Origin of the sequence: Cupriavidus sp. YAF13, from assembly GCF_052113425.1 — a bacterium.
Taxonomy (GTDB): Bacteria; Pseudomonadota; Gammaproteobacteria; order Burkholderiales; family Burkholderiaceae; genus Cupriavidus.
Genome location: NZ_JBFRDD010000002.1, coordinates 83816 through 100426 on the forward strand (window position 1 = coordinate 83816; position 16611 = coordinate 100426).

Consider the following 16611-nt stretch of genomic DNA (forward strand, 5'->3'; position numbering starts at 1 on the left):
CTGCTTTGCTTTTAGATTTTAAATATGTGCCTGCGGCCCGAGCGCGAATTTTCGGCAGTGTTCGAGGTAGCCCACCTCATGGCTGGCGATCAGGTCCAGCACGCTGGTCCATAGCCAGGACGGCGCATCCAGCAGCCTGGAGCGATTGCGCGCCAGCTCGCCCAGCCAGCTGCGCTGGGTGGCCAGGTCCATCTGGCGCGCGTGGGCGTTGCCGACCACCTCACCCAGGTACCTCGCGACGCGGCTGGCTTCTTCCTGTGGCAGCGTTTCGATCTCCAGCTTCAGGTCCTGCGGCAGCAACTCGCGGATGAATACCGCCTTGTCGAGCAACTGCGCAGAAAGAATGCGATCGCCCAGTGCCGGCGAGAGATGGCGGGCGCCTTCCACGACCCGCTCGCCATTGCCGCGTGGCATGTTCACCTTGGGGTAGCCCGGCGCCGCAGCGTTCACCGCTTCTTTGATATCGATCAGGCAGATTTCGGGATTGGGGCTGTCATTGCTGCCAACGGACAGCAATACGGCGAAACGCAATCGTCCCAGCGAGCTGCAGCCCTTGACCCAGTAGGCGGCGTCCATCACCTCCACGCGCGCGCCTTCGTCGCGGGAGGTCAGCAGCGTGGCAAGGTGGGCGATCTCGCGCCGCTCGAAGAGGGCGCCGATTGCGCGCCGCTCGTCCGCGGCGAGCCGCCAGAACCGTTTGCCGAGTGGAATGGAGGGGGTGGTGTCCCGCAGGCGTTCGTGGGCGAGATGCTTCCATTTGCGCCCCAGGGCCTGGCGCATCACGGTACGCACCGCGGCAGGCCGGCGCGAAGTCAGGCCGGCCGCGGCATCGGGATTATCGAAAGCGCTTTCATAGCCCACCATCAGGCTTTCCAGCATGCGTGTGGTAATCACGCCGGGCAGGTCCGAGCCGCGCGCTGCGGTGGCCAGCGACAGCGCCAGGCGGATCAGGTCGTGCGCCGGGTTGCCGATCACGGTCTGGTCAAGGTCGCGGATCTGGATGTCGACGCGGCCCTGGATATCGGCGACCGGGCCAAGGTTGCCCACATGACAGTCGCCGCAGATCCAGATCGCCGGGCCCTCGGGCAGGGCGTGCGGTTGCTTGGCCTCCAGCCATTCGTAGAACTTGCGCGTGTTACCGCGCACGTATGCGTGGGCGGAGCGCGCCATCTTCAGGTTCCGGCACTGCATCAGTGCTTCCTGGCGTTTTGCCGGGCCGGGCGGGCGGGGGGCGCCCCTATGCTTTGCACCGCGCTTCGCGACGGGCTTCTTGCTGCTTGTCTTCGTGGCCATGGAAGTCGGAGCGCCGAGCGCTGGCAGGGTATCGAGGTGGGCAGGTCGCCATCGGCCGGCAACCGATGCCAGCGTACTCCATGCCGCCCGAAAAGACTGTCAGCGCAATACGGATTTCGTACGCCTTGCCAGCGGCTACAATGCGCTCGTCTTCCCAGGCGCGGCATGTCGCTGCCGCGCTGAATCCAACGCCCGAATACACCCGAATACGCCCGAATCCGGAGCCCGTCATGCACGCCAGAGTCCTGTGCTACCTCGACGAGGTGGTGAGCCGTGGTTCGATCCGCCAGGCCGCGCTGCATCTGCACGTGGCGCCGAGCGCGATCAACCGGCAGATCCTGGACCTGGAGACGGAACTGGGCGCGCCCCTGTTCGAGCGCATCAACAAACGCCTGCGCCTGACCCCGCTGGGCGAAATGGTGCTGGCGCACGTGCGCCAGACGCTGCGCGAGCACGAACTGCTGCGCAGCCGTATCGAAGCCGTGAAGGGCGTGCGCCAGGGTGAAGTCACCGTGGCGACCACGGCCGGCCTCGCCGGCTCGCTGATGCCGTCGCTGGTGCATGCCTTTCGCCAGCAGTACCCGGGCATCCTGGTGCGCCTGCTGGATCTGCCCGTGGCCGACATTGTCAGCGCTGTCGAGCGCGGCGACGTCGATCTCGGCCTTGCCTACGACCTGCCCGATATCGCCGCCTTCCGCATCCTGGCCAGCAATGACTGGCACATCGGCGCGGTGGTGGCGCCCGGGCATGCGCTGGCCGCGCAGCCGTCGACCCTGCTCAGCGAGTGCCTGGCCTGCCCGGTGATCCTGCCGGCGCCGTCGATGTCGATCCGCGCCATCCTCGATGAGGCGTTCGCGCGAGCCGCGGTCGCGGTGTCGCCGGTCACCGAGACCACTTCGACCGCGCTGATGCGCCGCCTGGTCATGCTTGGGGCCGGCATCGCCTTCCTGAATCCGCTCGACGTGCTGGAGGAGCGGGAGCGCGGGGCGCTGGCCTGGGTGCCGCTGCGCGACGGCCAGTTGCCGTGCCAGACGCTGCGGCTGGTCGCGCGCGCGCGCAATCCGCTGAGCGCCGCCGCGGAACTGATGGCCGAGCGGATTGGCGAGGGCCTGGTGGCGTTGTTTGCCGGCGTGCGTTAGCGGTGCAGCGTGCCTGGTTGTGCTGTTTTTGCGCACACCGTCGGTGGAAATCGATGCTTTGCCAAGGCCCGCCGGCGTCTTAGACTGTGTGGGCCTGGCCGCATGACGCGCCGGGTATTTTCGCCACCAACCTGAAGATCCTGCCATGCCCCTCATCCTTATCAATGCCGACATCCTGGTGACCATGGATGCGCAACGCCGCGAGATCCCGGATGGCGCGCTGGTGGCGCAAGGCCCGACGATCGAATGGGTGGGCGCCACCGCCGAGCTGCCGCCGCAATACCGCCGGCTGATCGACGAGGGCGGCGCCGAGGTGATCGATATGCGTGGCAAGGTGGTGATCCCCGGGCTGGTCAACACGCACCACCACGTGTACCAGAGCCTGACCCGCGCCGTGCCGGCGGCGCAGGACGCCGAGCTGTTCACCTGGCTCACCAACCTCTATATGTTGTGGTCGCACCTGACGCCGGAAATGATCGACGTGTCGACCCGCACCGCGATGGCCGAGTTGATGTTGTCCGGCTGCACCACCACCAGCGATCACCTGTACCTGTATCCCAATGGCTCGCGCCTGGACGATTCCATTGAAGCCGCGGCGGCAATGGGCATGCGCTTCCATGCCGCGCGCGGATCCATGAGCGTGGGCCGCAGCAAGGGCGGCCTGCCGCCCGATTCGGTGGTGGAGGAGGAGCACGCCATCCTGAAGGACAGCCAGCGGCTGATCGAGCGGTACCACGACGCTTCGCGCCACGCGATGCTACGCGTGGTGGTGGCGCCGTGTTCGCCGTTCTCCGTCTCGCGCGACCTGATGCGCGAGTCGGCGCTGCTGGCACGCAACTATGGCGTGTCGATGCACACCCACCTGGCCGAGAACGATAACGACATCGCCTACTCGCGCGAGAAGTTCGGCCTCACGCCGGCCCAGTACGCGGAAGAGCTCGGCTGGGTCGGCCCCGACGTATGGCATGCCCACTGCGTCAAGCTCGATGATGAAGGCATTGCGCTGTTTGCCCGCACCGGCACGGGCGTTGCCCATTGCCCTTGCTCGAACATGCGCCTGGCGTCAGGCATTGCGCCGGTGCGCGCAATGCGCGAGGCCGGCGTGCCGGTCGGCCTGGGCGTGGATGGCAGCGCGTCGAACGATGGCGCGCACATGCTGGGAGAGGTGCGCCAGGCCATGCTGCTGCAGCGCGTGGGCTACGGGCCCGCCGCCATGAGCGCGCGCGAGGCGCTGGAGATCGCCACGCTGGGCGGCGCGCGCGTGCTGGGCCGCGATGATATCGGCGCGCTTGCGCCTGGCATGTCGGCCGATTTCGTGTCGTTCGACATGGCGCAGGTGGGCTACGCCGGTGCAGGTCACGATCCGGTGGCGGCGCTGGTGTTCTGTACGCCGGGCAATGTCGCCACCAGCGTGATCAACGGCAAGGTGGTGGTGCGCGATGGCGAGTTGCAGACGGTGGAGTTGCCGCGCGTCCTTGCGCAGCATCGCGGGCTCGCGCGTGAATTGTTCGAGCGTGCCAGGCAAGGGTGAGGCAACAATGGAATGTGCCGCGCGTGCGACCCCTCCGGAGAGGGGTCGCGGCATGTCTGTAATGTATTCACACTAGGCCTCGGGTCGTTCCCTGAACGCCCCTGACCCTTCCCCAGCCCGCCATCGATCGCGGGCTTTTTTTTGTGCGTGTTTTTCGAGGGATGAATCGCCGCAGGCGTCGGGAGGGCGGCGACAGACGTGGAGCACCAATGGAAAAAGCCGGAAGCATTGCTGCTTCCGGCTTTTAGAATTCGCTGGTGGGGCGTGAGTGACTCGAACACTCGACCTACGGATTAAGAGTCCGCTGCTCTACCAACTGAGCTAACGCCCCAACGAAGAAAAAGATTGTATCACCGTTTTTGAGTTTGTCAAACCCCCTGCGTAATTTTTCCTGCGCGAGGGTGCTCTGGAAATGCCGCGTGCGATTCCGCCGTCGTACGTGCAATGCCCGGGCAGCCTTGTCCCTTCGCCTTGCACCGAACTCAGGCATTCACGCCGCGGGAACTCGCCCGGGGTTTCGGCAGTCTTGCTTGGGGGGAGCGGGGCGTAGGCCTTTGCGGACGAGTCGGGCCGACCCATGTTAGGATGATTCTTCACTTGCAATGGAGGGCTGTACCGATGGATATCAAGTTCCAAGAGCAAGAGCGTTACGATATCAATAATGAAGGCTTGCTATTTCACGCCGTTGTCGACGGCCAACCAGTCACTTGCGTGGTGACCCGTGAAGCGCTGTGGGAAGGCTTCAGTGCCGACCAGGTGTTGTCGCTGGAAGAGGCATTCCGCGCCGGACGTGAAACCATCGAGCGTGCTGCGGTGGTGCTGATCGAGCAGGGCGCTGCCCAGCCAGTGGTAGTCAAGCGCGCCCATGTGGCGCCGCTCTGAAGCGGATCCCAGTCCGGGCCGGTCATCGGTCCGATCCCGGGCTACCGCTTCAAGTCATTGCGGCTTCTCGCCGCCTGACGCCGGTTTCCCGCCGGCGTTTCTCTTTTTCATTCCCCTTGCTCATCACTGATCTTCCTGATTGCGCCGATCACGTCGATCGCGCTCAAGCCGGTTTTGCCGGGTAGCCCGGCCCGCCAGGGCGGCTAGCGCATTCTTCGAAGATGCGAGCCTGGCATTGCGCACAGCCTGCGGGATCGAGGCGCGCAATGATGGTGTGCAGCGCCTGCCGCTTGGTGGAGAAGATGTGCCCCTCGCCCAGCTTCAGCGCGAAGCCGGTCTGGTCCCACGTCTGCAGCACCTGCGTGCGCGGACGATGGAAATACAGGTCGCCGCCGGTGGCGCGCCGCTCGCTCAGCTCGCTTTCCCACATCTCGGCGCCGGCCAGGTCGATGAAGTTCATGCTCTTGGTCATGGCCAGCAGATGGATCTGGCCGGGATGGGCGTTGCGTGCCTCGTGCAAGCGGTCCGTCACGTACTGGACCGCGCCGAAGTAGATCGCGCCTTCCATGCGCAGCAGCTTGAGCTGGGGGCATTCCGCTTGCGGGCGATGCAGCTCGTCGAGCGGCGTAAAGCGCCGGTCGGGGTCGTCGGCGTCTGGCACCAGGCTGCGCACCGCCGGCCGCGAGGTGCGATAGAGATAGGCCACTAGTGACAGGATGGTGCCGAGCAAGACGGCCATCTCCAGGCGGATGGCCAGCGTGGCGACAAAGGTGCTGATGGCGATGGCGAATTCCGTGCGGCTCAGGCTGGCGATGCGGCGCAGCCGGCCGAAATCGAACAAACCCCAGGCCACCAGCAGCAACATCGCGGCGATGGAGGCCAGCGGGATCTGCGCCAGCAGCGAGGCGCTGGCCGTGACCAGCACCACCAGCAGCAAGGCCGAGAAAATGCTGGCCAGCGGCGTCTGCGCGCCGGCCTCGTAGTTAGGCATGGAGCGGTTCAGCGAGCCACAGGAAATATAGGCGGAGAACAAGCCACCTGCGATGTTCGACAGGCCCTGCCCGATGAACTCGCGGTTGGCATCGATGTGCTGGCCCGAGCGCAGCGCCACCGCCTTGGCGATCGAGATCGACTGGCCGAGCGCCACGATGGTCAGCGCGGCGGCGATGCCAAGCAGGTCGGGGATCGCCTGCCAGGAAATACTCGGCAGGTGGAAGGGCGGGATGGCCGACGGGATCGGCCCGACCACATTGACGTGATGCGCGCCCGCGCTCCAGCCCGGCGCGTTGAGCAGCAGGGCGACGCCGTAGCCCGCCAGCAGGCCGATCAGCATGAAGGGCAGGCGGCGCGAGACGCGCTTCACCGCGATGGTCACCGCCAGCGTGATCGCCGCTACCGTGAACGCGCTCCAGTTGATGGCGCCGGCATTGTCCAGCAGGAAGCGCACCACGCCAAAGGCGCTCGTGCCCGTCGGCACGGCCAGCCCGAACAGGTCCTTGAGCGCATAGAGGCCGATCAGCGTTGCCGCGCCGCAGGTGAAGCCAAGCAGGACCGAGGGCGAGATGAAGTTGGCCAGCGTGCCAAGGCGCAAGGTGCCCACGGCAAGCTGCAGCAAGCCAACCATGATGGTGACCGCGAGCGCCAGATTGATGTATTCGGGACTGCCGGCAAATGCCACCGGGCTCAGCATGGCGAACAGCGCCAGCGAGTTGGCGTTGGTCGGGCCGGACATCACATGCCAGCTGGAGCCGAACAAGGCCGCCACGATGCAGGGAATCGCGGCCGCGTAGATGCCGTATTGCGGCGGCAGGCCGGCAAGCGTGGCAAAGGCCACGCCCTGCGGCAGCACCAGCACCGCGCCAAGCAGGCCCGCAACCAGGTCCGCACGCAAGGAGGCGCGGCTCACGCGGTGACGCCATGCCGGCAACAGGCGCCCGAGCAACCGGCCTGTTGTGCCCTGCGCAGCCGGAGCGGTCATGCTTGCGGGTCTCGTTCGCTAAGGCTCACCAGCAATTCGTCGATCGCGCCATAGACCTTGCCCAGCCGCTCGGCGCCGATCATCTGCTCGAGCTGCTCATAGCGGCGGTCGATCAGCGGCTCCATCTCGGCGATCAGGGCGCGGCATTTGTCGGTCAGCGAGATCAACTGGCGGCGCTGGTCCGTGGTGGAGCGCGAGCGCAGGATCAGGCCCGCTTCCTCCATGCTCGACAGCATGCGGGTAAGGCTCGGGCTCAGGATCAGGCAGGCATCGGCGAGCTGGTTGGGCTCCATCTCGCCTTGCTCGTTGAGGGTGCGCACCACGCGCCATTGCTGCTCGGTCATGCCGTGCTGGCGCAGGATGGGCCGGAAGCCCGCCATCAGCGTTTCGCGGGCTTGCAGCAGCAGGTGGGGGAGGTTGCGGTGGCGGAAGGTAGCCGGTTTCATGCCCGCAAGTGTAGCCGTGCAGACGCCCGGACGCGAGCCGGTGGCTACCCGGATATGCCGAGCGCCGGCTTGGTGGCCGGCGCCTTGACGCAATGCCTCAGCCGAGGTCGAGCGTGGCTACCACCGGCGTGTGGTCCGAGGGCTGCTCCCAGGTGCGCGGCACGCGATCGATCACGCAGGCGCTGCATGCCTCGCGCAGAGCCGGCGACAGCAGGATGTGGTCGATGCGCAGGCCGGCGTTACGGCGGAACGCAAACATGCGGTAGTCCCACCAGGAGAAGCTCTTCTCCGGCTGCTCGAACATGCGGAATGCGTCGGTCAGCCCAAGTGCCTCCAGCGCCCGGAACGCATCGCGCTCCGGCGGCGACACCAGGTTCTGCCCCTCCCACTTCTTGGGATCGTGCACATCTCGGTCTTCGGGCGCGATATTGAAGTCGCCCAGCAGCGCGAGCTTCGGGTACTTCACCATTTCCTCCTGCAGCCACGCGGTGATCGCTTGCAGCCAGCCCAGCTTGTAGGTGAACTTGTCGGAGTCCGGCGCCTGCCCGTTGGGGAAGTACGCGCACACCAGGCGCACGTCGCCATAGGTCGCCGCCACCACGCGCTGCTGGGGGTCGTCGAAGCCAGGGATATTGCGCACCACGTCGGCGGGCGTCGCCATGGTGGCATTGCGCGCCAGGATCGCCACGCCGTTGTATGTCTTCTGGCCGGTGAACACGCTGTGGAAGCCGGCGCTCTCCAGTTCGGCCAGCGGGTACTTGTCGTCCGGCATCTTCAGTTCCTGCAGGCACAGGGCATCGATCGGCGTATCGGCCTTTTCCTGCTCGATCAGCCAGTCCAGCACCTGCGGTAGCCGGACCTTGAGCGAGTTGACGTTCCAGGTTGCGATTCTCATGTTCAAATGGCTTATGGATTGACGGTTGCCAGGGGCGCCACGGGTATTCGGCCCGGAGCCGCCCCTAGTTTGCCTGCACATTATGAACGACCTCCGCGGCCACAGGCACGTTCAGAGGCAGGCGCCCTCAGGCCCAGGTCTCATGCAAGTGTCGCCACGTGACGCGCGCATCGTTGCCCGCCACGAACAGCGCCGTGGCACGCCGCTCGGAAGCGCCCGCGTTCCAGGCCTGCGTTTCCCGGTAGCTGACCGTGGCCGAGCGCGCGTCCTCATGCACGAGCGTCAACGCGTCGATCCTGATTTGCAGTCCGGGCCGGGCGCCGCGCAGTCGTGCGAACAGCGCGGGAAAGCCGCCTGCCTCCATGCGCGCACCGGCTGGCGAGATCATGCTGAAGTCCGGACCAAACCGTTGCAGCAGCGTTTCCAGTACGGTTTCGGGGCACGCGGGGTTCGATAGCCATTGCTCGATCAGCACATGGGTGTCGGCGATTTCACGCAGGCAAAGCGCGGCGATGTCAGGCATGGATGGGGTTTCCTTCAGGAGTAGGCAGGGCGGGTTGCCCCGGGGTTAGGGAAGCGTTGTCGATGCTGCCGGCTGGCGATGATGCCGATCGTCCAGACGCCAGACGACAAGCAGCGGCACAAGGGTGCATAAGCTGGCGACGAGAAAACACCCATGGAACACCTGCGTCACGATCGTGGCGTCGCCCGCGAAGGCAAGCTCGGCCAAACCTTGCCGGGCCAGCCACTGGCCCAGTAAAAGACTGGCCATGGCGACGCCGGCGCAAAACGACAATTGACGGTTCAGATTCCATATTGCGCTGACCGGGCCCATTCCCGCCGGGGACACGTTCAGCAGCGCCAGGGTTTGCGCAACGCTCGAGCCGATGCCGCCGCCGGCTCCCATCAGCAAGAAGGCGGCCACCATGCCCGGCCATGCGCCAGGTTCGCTCACGGTCGCCAGCATGGCGATGCCGGTCGCGTGCACCGTGATGGCCGGCAGCAGCAGGGCGCGGGGCCCCAGCCGGTTGAAGAGGCGCCCGGCCAGCGTCATGCCCGCGGCGGCGGCCAGGGCGTACGGAATCATCAGCGCGCCCGCACTCACGGCCTTCAGGCCCAGCACGCTGCGCAGGAAGAACATATTGAGCAGGCTGACGCCGGTAAACACGCCGGGTACAAACAGGTAGACGACCATGGCTGCCCGTAGCATCGGATCCCGCAGAACGCGGAAATCCAGGACCGGATGTTCCCGCCGGCGTACATGCCGCAACAGCAGCAAGCCTGCGGCGATGCCGCCCGTGACAAGGGCGGTGCCAACGCGAGTCTGCCCGGTGTGCTCGAATCGGGACAAGCCGATCAGCAGCAGCGCAAGCGCCAGGCTGGACAGCCCGATGCCGGCAACGTCCGGCCTGTGTCCCTGGGTGGCTTCGCCGGGGCGCAGCCAAAGTACGGCAAGCACGAGCGCAACCAAGGCCAGCGGGATATTGAGCCAGAAGACCCAGCGCCATCCCAGGCTGTCCACGACGTAGCCGCCCATCAGCGGCGACAGCGCCGGCGCGAGCAGCGCGCAGGCCATCACGATCACTGACAGTTGCGCGCGCTCGGCCTGCGAGTAGAGACGATAGGTCATGGCTTGCCCGACGGGAATCAACAGCCCACCCCCCAGGCCTTGCAGCAGGCGCCAGGCGATCAGCGCCTCAATGCTGCCGGCGAATCCGGCGCCGGCCGCTGCGGCGGAAAAGATCCCCAGCGACGCCACGAAGATCGCTTTATCGCCGTAGCGGCCGGCCAGCCAGGTGCTTGCCGGAATCACCAGCGTCAGCCCCAGCGTGTAGGCATTGGCCACCCATGCAACGGCCCCCACGGACGCCTGCAGTGAATGGCCGATATCGGGGAACGCGACCGATGCCATGAACATATTGACCAGATCGATAAAGAAGCCGAGCAGGTAGACCGACGCAACGCGTGATTTGTAGGGCATGGAAAGTCGAGCGATGGCGGCAAGCGCCATGCAGGTGCGGTCTGGAAGACGGCATTCTAGAAACCATGGAGGAATAAGAAAACAGTCCAGTGGCCGATATACTGTTCTCTGATTTTTGACAATGGAGCACCGAGAACGTGATCAATCTGAACCGTCTGGCCATGTTCGTGGCCGTGGTGGAGTGTGGTTCGTTCACTGCGGCAGCCGGCACGCTGGGCACCACCAAGGCCGTGGTCAGCTTCAACGTGAAGCAGCTGGAGCAAGATCTGTCGGTGGCATTGCTGACGCGCAGCACGCGGCGCCTGGCACTGACCGAGGCGGGCGAGCGGTTCTATCGCGACTGCTCGGTCTTGCTGCGGCAAGCTGAATCGGCCGTGGAGCAGGTCCGGTCCGGTCATGCGTCCTTCTCGGGCAGCTTGCGCGTCACGGCATCGGTGGATTATGGCAACCTCGTCGTGGCTCCCGCGCTGGCCGGGTTTGCCCACCTGCATCCCGATCTGCGGGTGAGCTACCAGGCCAGCTCGACCCATGCCGACCTGATCGCAGAGCGGCTGGACGTAGCCATCCGGGTGGGGCCGCTGGAGGACTCGCGGCACCGCGCTAAGCCGATCGGGCATTTCAACCTGGTGATCGTGGCAAGCCCGGCGCTGCTGAGTGCAACCGGCGCGCCCGATTCGCTGCAGGCGATGGCGGCGCTGCCATGGCTTGCCAATCGTGCGGGGCAGGGCGGGCAATGGACCCTGGCTGACCCGCACGGCAAGCCGCACACGATCCGGGTCCGCAACGTGGCCCACGCGGATACGGCCTCGGCCCTGCTAGCGTTTGTGCTGGCCGGCTGTGGCGTTGCAGCGTTGCCCGAGTGGCTGCTTGACGACCATCTCACGGGCGGACGGCTTCAGATCCTGATGCCGGACCATGTCTTGCCAAGGGCCGAAGTCTTCGCGGTCTATCCGGATACACGCCACGTCAGCGCCAAGGTGCGCGGCTTCATCGACCATCTGCGCGGATTCCGGCCCGGGCGTGCCTAGGGCTTGAACGAGCCCTCGATGGTATAGCGCGATCCCGGATGCACCAGCCTTGCCAGCGTGATCGGCGAGCCCTGGCTTTCGGTGCGGCGGATCACGATCAGGCAGGGCTCGCTTGGCTTGACGCCCAGCAGCTCGGCCTCCTGCTCGGTGGGCAACTGCGCCTCGATGGAGTATTGCGCTTCCCATAGCGGTGCCACGGTCAGCAGGTAATTGGTGGGCGTGGTCTTGGTGAAGTCCACCTCGAGATAGTCAGGCGCGCGGGCGGGGTTGACGTAGCGGTCCTCGCACAGCAGCGGCACGCCGTTCTCGCTATGCACGATCAAGGTGTGGAAGACCTCGCTGCCGACGGGCAGCCCGATGCGCGGCGCCAATGCCTCGGTGACGACTTCGGCGCGCGCCATGTGCACGTCGGAGCGGTGGCGGTGGCCCCGCTCCGTGATCTCGTCGTGCAGGTCGCGGATGGTCAGCGTGGACGATGCGCGATAGGGCTGGGTGGCGAACGTGCCGACGCCCTGCACACGCTCCACCAGGCCTTCGGCCTGCAGTTCCCGCACCGCCCGGTTGGCGGTCATGCGGCTGACGCGGAACTGGGTGACCAGCTCGGATTCCGACGGCATCAGCGTGCCGGGCGGCCAGCGTCCGGCGCTGAGTCCGTCCTTCAGGTAATTCTTGATGTGCGCGTAGGCGGCGGCGGGTGGCAGGTAGGTCATGGCACGCAGTTTACTTGACCGCGCTTGTCTAGCCAATTTCCATTGGCAGCGATTTTCCGCTTCAAGGTTGGTATCCACCAGGACGAAAGGGAGGGGGGGGCGGGTTTTGGCTTTGGGCTTGGCTCCGCTCAGGGTAATCCCGGCTCGTTGATTTGTTGTCTTATCTTGTATATACAAGGATATGTGTCGCAATCGATGATTCCAGGATGCTGGAAGCGCGGGCGCGCAGGCGAGAGGGTGATCGGAGACAACATGGCAAAGGTGAGTGCAAGGGGGAATGCGGGGATGACACTATTCCCGGGCTGGTATGTGGTTGGCGCGACGCACGTGCTGCTGGCGCTGATATTTGGCGCCGCGTACTCGTTTGGCGCATTTTTCGCGAGTATCCAGGAAGGCTTCGGGGTGGGGAGTTCGTCGGCGGCTTCCGTGTTCTCGTTCACCGCGCTGATTTACTACGTGGTGGGCGTATTCTCCGGTTCCCTGGCTGACCGTATTTCCACCCGCCGGGTCATTGCGATGGGCATTGTCTCGCTGGCGCTGGGATTTGCCATCGCCAGCGTCGTCACGGATTCGCTGGCGGGGTTCCTGGTTGCCTTCTGTTCGCTGGTGGGCCTGGGTGTGGGCCTGGTCTACGTGCCGGCGGTGACGGCGGTGCAGCGCTGGTTCGTCAGGCATCGCAGCCGGGCGTCGGGCCTTGCGCTGGCGGGCACCGGGCTTGGCACGTTCATCGGACCGGTGGTGGCGGGCCAGCTGATGGAGCATATGAGCTGGCAGGCGACAATGCGTTGCTTCGCGCTGGCCATCGCCGTGGTCGGGCTGGCAATGGCAATGCTGCTAAAGGGGCGCCCGGAAGAGGCCGGCCTGTATCCCGATGGCGCGCCTGCGGCGCCTGGCGCAGCCCATTCGCCCCCGCCATCCGGGCTCAGCCTGGCGCAGGCCGTGCGCGGCGGGCGATTCTGGTGGTACTTCGGCGCCATCCTGCTGGGCTCGGTCGGCCTGTTCGCCGCGCTGGTCCATATCCATCCGTACGCGCGGCAGCATGGCTTGTCTCCTACGGCTGGGAATCTGCTGATCGGGCTGGTGGGTGCCGGCAATATCCTGGGCCGCCTGCTGCTGGGCGGGCTAGGTGACAGGCTGGGGCCGGGGCGGCTGCTCATGTGCCTGACGCTGATGCTCGCGCTGCTCAACGGCGTGTGGCTTGGGGCCACGAGCTTTCCGGCGCTGGCGCTGTTTGCTGTCCTGTTCGGCGCGGCCAACGGCGGTTGCATTTCCCTGTACCCGGCGCTCGCTGCGACCTGGTTCGGCACAGCAAACCTCGGGGCGATCCTTGGGGGGCTGTATATCGCGGTGGGCATTGCCGCGATGGCGGGCGGCAGCCTCGCCGGCTGGCTCTTCGATGCCTACGGCAGCTACTCGGTGGCGATTGCGGTGAGCAGCGGCTGCGCGTTGCTGTCGACCGCCTGCATTGCACTTGCGAGCCGCCATGAAAAAAGCGGCTCAGACTGAGCCGCTTTACCTGGTCTATTGACGGTGTGCTGCCTTACGCCACCGCCATGCCGCCGTGCCGCAGCAGTGCGTCGATCTGCGGCGCGCGGCCGCGGAAAGCGGTGAACGATTCCATGGCCGGGCGGCTGCCGCCCACCGACAGGATTTCCCTGCGGTAGCGCGCGCCGGTCTCGGCGTCGAGCACGGTGCCGGAGAGCTTCGCGGCTTCCTCGAAGGCCGCGTAGACGTCGGCGGACAGCACTTCGGCCCACTTGTAGCTGTAGTAGCCCGCCGCATAGCCGCCGGCAAAGATATGGCTGAAGGTGTTCGGCCAGCGCGACAGCGGGTGCTGCGGCACCACATGGGCGCGATCGTTGATCTCCCTGGACAGCGCCAGCACGGACTTCTCGCCAGCGGGGTCGAAGCTGGTGTGCAGGTGCATGTCGAACGACGAGAACACGATCTGGCGCAGCGTCATCATGCCGTTCTGGAAGTTCTTCGCGGCCAGCATGCGTTCGAACAGCTCGCGCGGCAGCGGCTCGCCGGTGTCGACGTGCGCGGTCATGTCGGCCAGCACCTCGTACTCCCAGCAGAAGTTCTCCATGAATTGCGAAGGCAGCTCAACGGCATCCCATTCCACGCCATTGATGCCGGACACGCCCAGCTCGCCCACCTGGGTGAGCATATGGTGCAGGCCGTGGCCGAACTCGTGGAACAGCGTGATCACTTCGTCGTGGGTGAAGACCGCGGGCTTGCCGCCCACCGGCGCGGTGAAGTTGCAGGTCAGGTAGGCCACCGGGGTTTGCACGCGGCCGCTGTCCAGCAGCTTGCGGCCGCGGGCGTCATCCATCCACGCGCCGCCGCGCTTGCCTTCGCGCGCGTAAAGGTCGATGTAGAACTGCGCCAGCAACTCGCCCTCGGGCGATACCACGCGGAAGAAGCGCGCGTCTTCGTGCCACGTCTGGGCCTGGTCGGCTTCGATGCGCACCGAGAACAGCTTCTCCACCACGCTGAACAAGCCCTTGAGCACCTGCGGCTCCGGGAAGTATTGCTTTACCTCCTGCTCGGAGAAGGCGTAGCGCTGCTCGCGCAGCTTTTCCGAGGCGTAGGCGACGTCCCAGGGCGAGAGGTCGCTCAGGCCCAGCTCGCTTGCGGCGAATGCCTTAAGCTCGGCCCAGTCCTTCTCGGCGTACGGACGCGCCTTGGTGGCCAGTTCGTCCAGGAAGCGCAGCACTTCGGCCGGGGATTCCGCCATCTTGGGCACCAGCGAGACCTCGCCGAAGGAGGCGTAGCCGAGCAGTTGCGCTTCTTCGCGGCGCAGCGCGAGCTGCTCGCGCATATTGGCCGTGTTGTCCCACTCGGCCTTGCCCTGGCCGTACTGTTCGGCCAGTTCCGAGGCGCGGGTGACGCTGGCCTCGTACATGGTCTGGCGCAGCGCGCGGTCGTCCGCGTATTGCAGCACCGGGAAGTAGGAGGGGAAGTGCAGCGTGAATTTCCAGCCCGGCTTGCCGTCCTTTTCAGCGGCATGGCGCGCGGCTTCCAGCGCATCTTCCGGGATGCCGCTCAGGCGGCTTTCGTCCTCGATCAGCAGCGCGTAGGCATTGGTGGCATCGAGCACGTGGTCGGAGAAGGCCTTGGACAACTGGGCCTGCTGCTCCTGGATCGCGGCAAAGCGGGGCTTCTTGTCTTCGGGCAGTTCAGCGCCGCCCAGGCGGAAACCGCGCAACTCGTTTTCCATCAGTTGGCGGCGAGCCGTGCTCATGGTGGCGAATTCGGGGCTCGCGGCGATTGCCTTGTACTTGTCATAGAGCGCCAGGCTCTGGCCCAGCGACGACCAGAACTCGGTCATGCGCGGCAGGTTGTCGCTATGCGCCTGGCGCAAGGGCGGCGTATCCGCCACCGCGCTCAGGTGACCCACCACGCCCCAGGCGCGTCCCAGCGGCTCGGTTGCGGCTTCCAGCGCTTCCACGGCATTGGCCCAGGTGGCTTCGGTGGCCGGGTCTTCGGCACGGTCGACGGCGGCTTGCGCGGTCGCCAGCAGCACGTCCAGCGCCGGGCCGATGTGCTCGGGGCGGATCTCGGAGAAACGCGGCAGGTCGGTGAAATCCAGCAGCGGATTGTCGCCGTTTGCGTGATTTGCAGCGTTGGCTTGGTTGGCGGCTTGGTCCATGACGTCTCTCTTGGCAGGGCCTGTAAGGGCAATGCCCCGCACATTGGGGCGGGGCAGCGGGATTTCCAGTGCCAGGCAGCACCCGGCGCGCAAGGCGCCGGCGCCGTCCGCGGCAGGCCGATACGACGTTTAGCCGGCTGCGCGCTCGGCGGCTTCCAGCGTATTGATCAGCAGCATCGTAATGGTCATCGGGCCAACGCCGCCCGGCACAGGGGTGATGTAGCCGGCCACTTCCTTGACGCCGTTGAAGTCGACATCGCCGCACAGCTTGCCATTGTCGTCGCGGTTCATGCCCACGTCGATCACGGCCGCGCCGGGCTTGACCATGTCAGCGGTGATGATGTTGCGCCGGCCCACGGCGGCCACGATCACGTCCGCGTCGCGCGTATGGGCGCCCAGGTCACGCGTCTTGCTGTTGCAGATGGTGACGGTGGCGCCGGCCTGCAACAGCAGCATCGCCATCGGCTTGCCGACGATATTGGAGGCGCCGACCACCACCGCGCGCGCGCCGCGCAGCGGGAAATCGACCGATTCCAGCATCTTCATGCAGCCATAAGGCGTGCACGGGCGGAACAGCGGGGCGCCAGTCATCAGGGCACCGGCATTGGCCACGTGGAAGCCGTCCACGTCTTTTTCCGGGGCGATCGCTTCGAGCACTTTGTGGCTGTCGATATGCTTGGGCAGCGGCAACTGTACCAGGATGCCGTGGATATGCGGGTCGCGGTTCAGGGCGTCGATGCGGGCCAGCAGGTCGGCCTCGGACAGGTCGGCGGGGTAGCGGTCGAGCGAGGAATGAAAGCCATTGTCGTCGCAGGCCTTGACCTTGTTGCGCACATAGACCTGGCTAGCCGGGTCTTCGCCCACCAGGACCACGGCCAGGCCGGGCCGGTGGCCGCGTTCGGTCAGGCGGGCGGCGCGCTGGGCGGCTTCGGTGCGGAGTTGCTTGGCAAGGGCGTTGCCGTCGATGAGTTGGGCTGGCATGGGGATGGGCGCTGGAGAGCTGGAGGTGGTCAAAGCGGAATTATAAAGGTTGACGCAACCCGGGGCGCAGGAGAGTAGGGCGCTGGTAGCAT

14 protein-coding genes and 1 tRNA gene are annotated in these 16611 nt (G+C 66.0%); 5 read left to right on the top strand and 10 right to left on the bottom strand.

Annotated features, from left to right (window positions below; translation table 11 throughout):
- Positions 1-18: 18 nt before the first annotated feature.
- Positions 19-1293 carry a DUF2252 family protein gene (locus AB4061_RS02420; protein WP_441630579.1) on the bottom strand — a complete coding sequence of 425 codons (1275 nt, stop codon included), beginning with the start codon at positions 1291-1293 and terminating at the stop codon, positions 19-21.
- Positions 1294-1523: 230 nt separating this feature from the next.
- Between AB4061_RS02420 and AB4061_RS02425 the strand changes: the two genes are divergently transcribed.
- On the top strand, positions 1524-2432 hold the full coding sequence (locus AB4061_RS02425; protein WP_441630581.1) for a LysR substrate-binding domain-containing protein: 909 nt from the start codon (positions 1524-1526) through the stop codon (positions 2430-2432).
- A gap of 145 nt (positions 2433-2577) precedes the next feature.
- Positions 2578-3963 (top strand): 8-oxoguanine deaminase, encoded by a 1386-nt coding sequence (locus AB4061_RS02430; RefSeq protein ID WP_441630583.1) that lies wholly within the window; start codon positions 2578-2580, stop codon positions 3961-3963.
- A gap of 255 nt (positions 3964-4218) precedes the next feature.
- Here AB4061_RS02430 and AB4061_RS02435 read toward each other — a convergent pair.
- Positions 4219-4294: transfer RNA gene (locus AB4061_RS02435), tRNA-Lys, on the bottom strand.
- Between the two features lie 287 nt (positions 4295-4581).
- Here AB4061_RS02435 and AB4061_RS02440 point away from each other — a divergent pair.
- Positions 4582-4845 carry a DUF1488 domain-containing protein gene (locus AB4061_RS02440; protein WP_006159541.1) on the top strand — a complete coding sequence of 88 codons (264 nt, stop codon included), beginning with the start codon at positions 4582-4584 and terminating at the stop codon, positions 4843-4845.
- Between the two features lie 163 nt (positions 4846-5008).
- Here AB4061_RS02440 and AB4061_RS02445 read toward each other — a convergent pair whose 3' ends face one another.
- The 5 genes from AB4061_RS02445 to AB4061_RS02465 all read right to left on the bottom strand — a co-directional run bounded on the left by AB4061_RS02445 (position 5009) and on the right by AB4061_RS02465 (position 10145).
- Positions 5009-6823, bottom strand: coding sequence for a SulP family inorganic anion transporter (locus tag AB4061_RS02445; RefSeq protein WP_441630585.1), 1815 nt, complete (start codon positions 6821-6823; stop codon positions 5009-5011).
- Positions 6820-7269, bottom strand: coding sequence for a homoprotocatechuate degradation operon regulator HpaR (gene hpaR, locus AB4061_RS02450; RefSeq protein ID WP_150993045.1), 450 nt, complete (start codon positions 7267-7269; stop codon positions 6820-6822). Before hpaR ends, AB4061_RS02445 begins: the two co-directional genes overlap by 4 nt.
- A 97-nt stretch (positions 7270-7366) precedes the next feature.
- A complete protein-coding gene (xth, locus tag AB4061_RS02455; RefSeq protein ID WP_441630587.1) occupies positions 7367-8164 on the bottom strand; it encodes an exodeoxyribonuclease III in 798 nt (265 codons plus the stop codon).
- Positions 8165-8291: 127 nt separating this feature from the next.
- Complete coding sequence (locus AB4061_RS02460) at positions 8292-8687, bottom strand: hypothetical protein (protein WP_441630589.1); 396 nt, start codon at positions 8685-8687, stop codon at positions 8292-8294.
- A 45-nt stretch (positions 8688-8732) separates the two neighbouring features.
- The gene (locus AB4061_RS02465; RefSeq protein ID WP_441630591.1) at positions 8733-10145 is read right to left on the bottom strand and encodes an MFS transporter; all 1413 of its coding nucleotides are present in this window, start codon (positions 10143-10145) and stop codon (positions 8733-8735) included.
- 137 nt (positions 10146-10282) lie between these two features.
- Here AB4061_RS02465 and AB4061_RS02470 point away from each other — a divergent pair, with 137 nt between their 5' ends.
- Entirely contained in the window at positions 10283-11173 is an 891-nt protein-coding gene (locus AB4061_RS02470) for a LysR family transcriptional regulator (RefSeq protein ID WP_441630593.1), read from the top strand.
- Here AB4061_RS02470 and hutC read toward each other — a convergent pair.
- Positions 11170-11883, bottom strand: a complete 714-nt coding sequence (hutC, locus tag AB4061_RS02475; protein ID WP_441630595.1) for a histidine utilization repressor — start codon at positions 11881-11883, stop codon at positions 11170-11172. The two genes, AB4061_RS02470 and hutC, sit on opposite strands and share 4 nt — an antisense overlap.
- Before the next feature lie 285 nt (positions 11884-12168).
- Here hutC and AB4061_RS02480 point away from each other — a divergent pair, with 285 nt between their 5' ends.
- Entirely contained in the window at positions 12169-13389 is a 1221-nt protein-coding gene (locus AB4061_RS02480) for an MFS transporter (RefSeq protein ID WP_441630597.1), read from the top strand.
- Between the two features lie 34 nt (positions 13390-13423).
- On the opposite strand, the gene AB4061_RS02485 is transcribed toward AB4061_RS02480, so the two are convergent.
- Both AB4061_RS02485 and folD read right to left on the bottom strand, forming a co-directional pair.
- Positions 13424-15538, bottom strand: a complete 2115-nt coding sequence (locus AB4061_RS02485) for a M3 family metallopeptidase (protein WP_441630599.1) — start codon at positions 15536-15538, stop codon at positions 13424-13426.
- A gap of 129 nt (positions 15539-15667) precedes the next feature.
- Positions 15668-16519 (bottom strand): bifunctional methylenetetrahydrofolate dehydrogenase/methenyltetrahydrofolate cyclohydrolase FolD, encoded by an 852-nt coding sequence (gene folD, locus AB4061_RS02490; protein WP_174422725.1) that lies wholly within the window; start codon positions 16517-16519, stop codon positions 15668-15670.
- Between the last annotated feature and the right edge of the window lie 92 nt (positions 16520-16611).